We start from the raw sequence: 6,261 nt of genomic DNA, 5'->3' as shown, positions 1-6,261 counted from the left end.
CATCTTCTACTTCATCATTTAACGCAAAAGAAATAACATCAGTAGGAACATCTTTCCCTCTATAATCACGGTTAATTTCTTGTATTTCTTCTTTACTAACAAATGATAACGACATTTCAGTAATCTCAGTATCAACATTTTCATACTCTGCAGCACATTCTAATAGTTTTAGTAACATATCTTTAGTACTAGCTTCTACTAAGTTATTATCATCTATAATATCAACAAATGTCATGGTTTTCTCCTTATATATTCTTATTTAGAGGGGATAATTCAAGACAAAAACCCTAAATTCTCCCCTCACACACTATACTATTTTAATTTATTAAAATTTTGTTGTCTTAAAGCTTCATAAATTATTAACGCAGCAGTATTCGATAGGTTAAGTGAACGGACATTTTCACTCATTGGAATACGTAGTGCCTGTTCACTATATTTTTCTCTAAATTCCTTTGGTAATCCTTTTGTCTCTCTACCAAAAATGAAATAAATATCCTCATTATTCTCATTTGAAAAATCAAAATCACAATAATTTTTTGTTCCAAATTTAGTTATAAGGTAATAGTGTTTATCATTAGTGGCTTCTAAAAATTCATCAAAACTATCCCAAACAACTAAATCTAAGTGTTCCCAATAGTCTAACCCTGCTCTTTTTACATGTTTATCATCAATAGAGAATCCTAGCGGTCTTATTAAGTGTAATCTTGTGTTTGTCCCAACACAAGTACGTGCTATATTCCCTGTATTAGCTGGAATTTCTGGTTGGAATAAAACTATATTATTCATAATTAACTAGAATGGAAGTTTGCCACCAAACATTCTTCCAAGACCCTTTCTTTTAGATTTATCATTCATAAGCCCGCCGAATTGTTTCATCATTTTTCTCATTTCTTCGAATTGCTTAATAAGTTTATGAACCTCATTAAGAGGACGACCACTACCTTGTGCAATACGTTTTCTACGTGGTACATTTATAATATCAGGATTTTGTCTTTCTTCAATTGTCATTGACTTAATAATAGCCTCGATATAGACAAATTGTTTTTCATCAACAGCATCTAAATTCATATTTTTTAGTTTACCCATTCCTGGAATCATACCAAGTATATCCTTAAGACTTCCTAGTTTCTTAACTTGTTCTAATTGAGTTAAGAAATCTTCAAAAGTAAAACTTTGATTTAGAATTTTTTCCTGCATTTTTTTAGCTTCATCTTCATCGATAGAAGCTTGTGCTTTTTCAATTAATGTAAGTACGTCACCCATACCTAAAATACGAGATGCCATACGTTCTGGGTGGAATAACTCAAGGTCATTCATTTTTTCACCCATACCGACTAACTTAATTGGTTTTCCTGTAATAGACTTAATAGATAGTGCGGCACCACCACGAGTATCACCGTCTAACTTAGTTAGCACTAAACCAGTAATATCAAGTTGTTCATCAAATGAAGTTGCAATATTAACTGCTTCTTGCCCTATCATAGAATCGACAACAAGTAAGATTTCATCTGGTGTTGTAGCAGCTTTAATATCTTTCAATTCATCCATTAATAGTTCATCGATATGTAAACGCCCTGCTGTATCGATAATTACATAGTTAAAATAATTTTCCTTAGCAAAAGCTAATCCATCCTTAACAATATCTACTGGATCTTTATCTACATAGAATACTTCGATATCAAGTTGTTTACCTAATGTTTTTAATTGTTGAACTGCTGCAGGTCTATATACGTCAGCTGCGATAAGAAGCGGCTTTTTCTTCATAGACTTTTTAACTTTAAGCGCTAATTTACCAGCGGTAGTTGTTTTACCTGCACCTTGAAGACCAACCATCATAACAGTAGTAATTTTACCACCTTGATTTAATTCAACATTAGAACCACCTAATAGTTCAACTAATTCTTCGTTTACAATTTTTACAACTTGTTGCGCTGGAGTAAGAGATTTCATAACCTCTGTCCCAACAGCTCTTTCACTGATTTTTTTTACAAATTCTTTTACGACTTTAAAGTTAACGTCAGCTTCTAATAAAGCTAACCTAACTTCACGCATCATTTCTTTTACATCAGCCTCTGAAACTTTACCTTTTCCAGTAAGCTTAGCTATTGTATTTTGTAATCTTTCTGATAAGTTCTCAAATGCCATACAAGCTCTCCTAATTTTCTAATTTTATCAATTCTTCAACATACGTTAGTACTTCTGTATCCGTAGTTAATTTCTTTATCTCATTTAGTAAAAACAATCTCTGATTGTTTAATTTAATTAAATTTAACTTCTCTTCAAACTGTTCTAATTCTAATATTGTTCTCTTAATATTATTAGAAACAGCCTGTTTTGATATATTATAATTTTCAGAAATCTCTGTCAGTGATAAATCGTTGAAATAGTAATCATCTAAATACTGTTTTTGTTTATCACTAAGTAATTCAGAGTAAAAATCATAGAGTTGTGAAATCTTTATAACTTGTTCTATTTCCACAATCTTCCTCCAGTCATTAAATATAAATCTACATCTCTATATTATACGATAAAATCGCGTTTTTTTCAAATTTTTACAGCTATTTATAAAAATATAATCAACCCAAATTTACATTTCTTTGGGTTGATTTATGTACTTATTAAAAATTAATATGCAATACTTAGAATATAATTTTTTTTGAATTATTTACATGTAATCCAGTGCTGAATTATCTATAGTAATTGTAATTTTTTCTTTAGAAAAACTTTCGGCAAAGTAATCATTAATATATTTTAATATCGGATAAAGTTTTTTATAATTTTCTTCTTGATATCTTATTGCTATATTAAATTTATATTCATTATTTATTTTATAAAATAAACTCTTATTAGGTCCTAATACTGATAAATCACTTTGTTTTTTACTAATAAAATCAAATATCATCTTAGCTACACGTTCTGTCTTTTGTTCGTCATAACCTTTTATTGTTATAAAAGAGATTTTACAAAAAGGTGGATAATCTATCAATTTACGTCTATTTAGTTCATACTTATAAAATTTTTCATAACTATGTTCTATTGCATAATCTAATATATTACTAGCTATATTTGTTTGAAAGACAACTTCCCCCTCTTTCTCACTACGTCCAGCTCTACCAGCTGTTTGAACTAGTAATTGGAACAGTTTCTCATTGGCTTTAAAGCTAGGTAGCGCAATCATACTGTCTATTGATAATACACCAACTAAAGTAATATTGGGAAAATCTAGTCCTTTTGAGATCATCTGAGTACCTAAAAGTATATCAGATTTGTGATTTTTAAAATCAGTAAGTAGCCTTTCATACGCTCCTTTTCTACTAGTCGTATCAGAGTCCATCCTTGTTATTCTAACATCTGGTATATTTTGATATAAGTATTCTTCAACTCGTTGTATACCATAATTTCCCGAAACTAATTCAGGGTGTTCACAACATTTAGGTATATTAGAAATTTTCTTTTGATAACCACAAAAATGACAATGCAATGAATTATCGTGTTTATGATAATTTAAGCTTATATCACAATTTTCACATTTATATAAATGCCCACATGAAAAGCAACGAATAAAGTTAGTATATCCACGTTTATTCATTAATAAGAGTACTTGTTCCTTCTTCTCTATTTTTTCTTTGATCTTAACAAGCAATTCACTAGCAATCACGTCTTCTTTTTCTTCAACGTGAACTATATTTATCTTTGGTAATTTATTATTAAACCTATGAGTAAGCCTTAATAAATTATTAGGATTATTTTTTTCAAAATTATAATATAAATCTACAGAGGGCGTTGCACTAGCATATATTACTGTGCACTTATTATAAATTCCACGTTTTTTTGCAATATCTTTAGCATCATATCTAGGTGAGTCTGTTTGTTTATAGCTGTTTTCGTGCTCTTCATCTATAATAATAATACCTAGATTGTCAAAAGGTGCGAAAACCGCTGATCTAGTACCTAAGCATATCTTAACTTTTCCATCTCTGATTTTTTTCCACTCATTATACTTTTCTTTTGAATTTAATCTAGAGTGTATAACTGCGATATTATCACTAAATACCTTCCTAAATTTCTTTTCAATTTGTGGTGTTAATATAATCTCGGGAACTAAAATGATAGCGTCTTTCCCTTCTTTAAGCACCGCTTCAACAAGTTTTATATAAATCTCTGTTTTTCCTGCACCTGTTACACCATGTAAAAGATACTCATTGAACTTTTCACTATCAAAATTCTCGCTAATCCTGTCGTAAATTTTTTGTTGATGTTCACTTAGCTTCGTATTATTTTCTAGTATAGATGTATTTATATCATGTTTAACATCTTCTTCAATAACTCTAATTACATTCTTTTCAAGTAATTTTTTCGTGACAGAATTACCTATTTTTAACTCTTCCTTAACCTTTGATTTTTTAATTTTTTCATGTGAAATTAAATAATCAACTAATTCTTTTTGTTTTTTTGTTAATTTAGAGTCTCTATAGTTATTCAATACAAAAAATTCTTCTGTTTCGCTATTATTCTTTTCTTTAATTTTACTTACAAGTTTAATAGCTTTAAGCGAGATTAAGTAGCCGATTTGTTCTACTGTAAATAATTTCTCAAATTTTTTCTTTTCAATTAGCTTATCATTATTAAAGTGTTTAGCATAATCTAGAAGTAATGTAGTATTAGCATCTATTAACTCATAATATTCTACATATTTGTTTTTTAAACTCGTAGGAACTATTGTTTCAATAGCTTGTATTCTTGTACAAAAAAGTTCATCAGCCATTACTTTTGATAAAAGAATCATTTCTTTTGTTAATATTGGAAAATCATCTTTTATCTTTTTTATATACTTAAAACTCTTTGAAGATTGATCTTCAATATTATCTTTTCTAATATTTACTATATAACCTTGAACTACTCTTGTTCCAAATGGCACTTCGACTCTATATCCAACTAAGTTTCTGGTTTTCAACTCATCAGGCACAAGATAATAGAAACTCTGGTTAACATTATGATTATTAACATCAATTATTACCTCAGCATACATAATCTCACCTCCTATTCATCAATCTGCTTTTATTTCGATATCTCATCAATTATGGCTTTTGCTATATTATTTTTACTATTTTTATCAATTTTTTTAATGTTATCATGCTTATCGATAATATACACTTCATTATCTTCACTACCAAAGCCAATATCTTTTTTTGATATATCATTAGCAACAATATAGTCAAGATTTTTCTTGATTATTTTTTCTTTTGCATACCCTATTAAATTATTTGTTTCTGCAGCAAAACCTATTACTTTTTGATTATCACTCTTATTATCTCCAACATATTTTAGAATATCTTGTGTTCTCTTAAATTCAATCGATAGATTTCCATCTTGTTTTTTTACTTTTTTATCAAAGACTTGTACAGGTGTATAATCTGAAACAGCTGCTGCTTTAATAATAAAATCACAATCTTTGAAATTATTTTTTACAGCTTCAAACATATCATTTGTACTAATAATTTTAACTTTTTTGACTTTATTACTGATACTATCATCGTTTATACTAGATACAAGAATCACCTCTGCCCCTCTTTTAGCACATTCATTAGCAATAGCTATTCCCATTTTACCAGTAGAAGGATTTGTAAGACACCTAAATGGATCTATAAATTCTTTTGTAGGACCCGCAGTTACTAATACCTTTTTATCTTTTAAATCTTTTTCAATTTCTTGGAATAGTGCATTTTCGATTTTCTTTATTGATGGAAATTTCCCTTCTCCTACATCACCACACGCTAAAAGACCACTATCAGGTTCTATAAAATTAAATCCAAGTTTTATCAATTTATTCATATTTTCTTGAATAATTGGATTTTTATACATAAACGTATTCATAGCAGGAACTATATATACTCTAGAGACATCTCGCACCGCCAACATTAATGAAGAAGCTAAATCATCTGCAATTCCGTTTGAAAATTTTGAAATTGAATTAGCTGTTGCTGGGGCTACGATTATCTTATCAGCCCACTTCGTTAAATCTATATGTTGTATTTCATTCTCATCTATTTCTTCAAAAGTACTAGTGTACACTCTATTTTTTGTTAAAGTTTGAAAAGGTAATTGCGTTACAAAATTTTCAGCATTCTTTGTAAGTATTACTTTAACATCATTACCTTGCTTAACAAGAGAACTACATAAATCTATTGATTTGTAAGCTGCAATCCCCCCTGAAACTATTAATAAAATATTCATGAAATCCTCCTTTTAAGATTAATTGAT

Annotated in this window: 6 protein-coding genes; all 6 read right to left on the bottom strand. The window is 28.9% G+C overall.

Going from position 1 to position 6,261, the window contains the following annotated elements; translation table 11 throughout:
* The coding region (ybeY, locus tag RWN11_RS02610; RefSeq protein WP_314160238.1) for an rRNA maturation RNase YbeY at positions 1–235 on the bottom strand (235 nt) is incomplete at its 3' end.
* Positions 236–312: 77 nt separating this feature from the next.
* Positions 313–789 carry a tRNA (uridine(34)/cytosine(34)/5-carboxymethylaminomethyluridine(34)-2'-O)-methyltransferase TrmL gene (gene trmL / locus RWN11_RS02605; protein ID WP_314160241.1) on the bottom strand — a complete coding sequence of 159 codons (477 nt, stop codon included), beginning with the start codon at positions 787–789 and terminating at the stop codon, positions 313–315.
* 3 nt (positions 790–792) lie between these two features.
* The gene (gene ffh, locus RWN11_RS02600) at positions 793–2,145 is read right to left on the bottom strand and encodes a signal recognition particle protein (protein ID WP_314160237.1); all 1,353 of its coding nucleotides are present in this window, start codon (positions 2,143–2,145) and stop codon (positions 793–795) included.
* 10 nt (positions 2,146–2,155) lie between these two features.
* Positions 2,156–2,479 (bottom strand): YlxM family DNA-binding protein, encoded by a 324-nt coding sequence (gene ylxM / locus RWN11_RS02595; protein ID WP_314160236.1) that lies wholly within the window; start codon positions 2,477–2,479, stop codon positions 2,156–2,158.
* A 186-nt stretch (positions 2,480–2,665) separates the two neighbouring features.
* Positions 2,666–5,029, bottom strand: a complete 2,364-nt coding sequence (priA, locus tag RWN11_RS02590) for a primosomal protein N' (RefSeq protein WP_314160235.1) — start codon at positions 5,027–5,029, stop codon at positions 2,666–2,668.
* 29 nt (positions 5,030–5,058) lie between these two features.
* On the bottom strand, positions 5,059–6,234 hold the full coding sequence (gene coaBC, locus RWN11_RS02585) for a bifunctional phosphopantothenoylcysteine decarboxylase/phosphopantothenate--cysteine ligase CoaBC (protein ID WP_314160234.1): 1,176 nt from the start codon (positions 6,232–6,234) through the stop codon (positions 5,059–5,061).
* Positions 6,235–6,261 lie beyond the last annotated feature (27 nt).

The organism is uncultured Gemella sp. (assembly GCF_963519265.1).
Classification (GTDB): Bacteria; Bacillota; Bacilli; order Staphylococcales; family Gemellaceae; genus Gemella.
The sequence above is the reverse complement of the archived record's forward strand: the minus strand, read 5'-3'. Positions and strand labels throughout refer to the sequence as shown.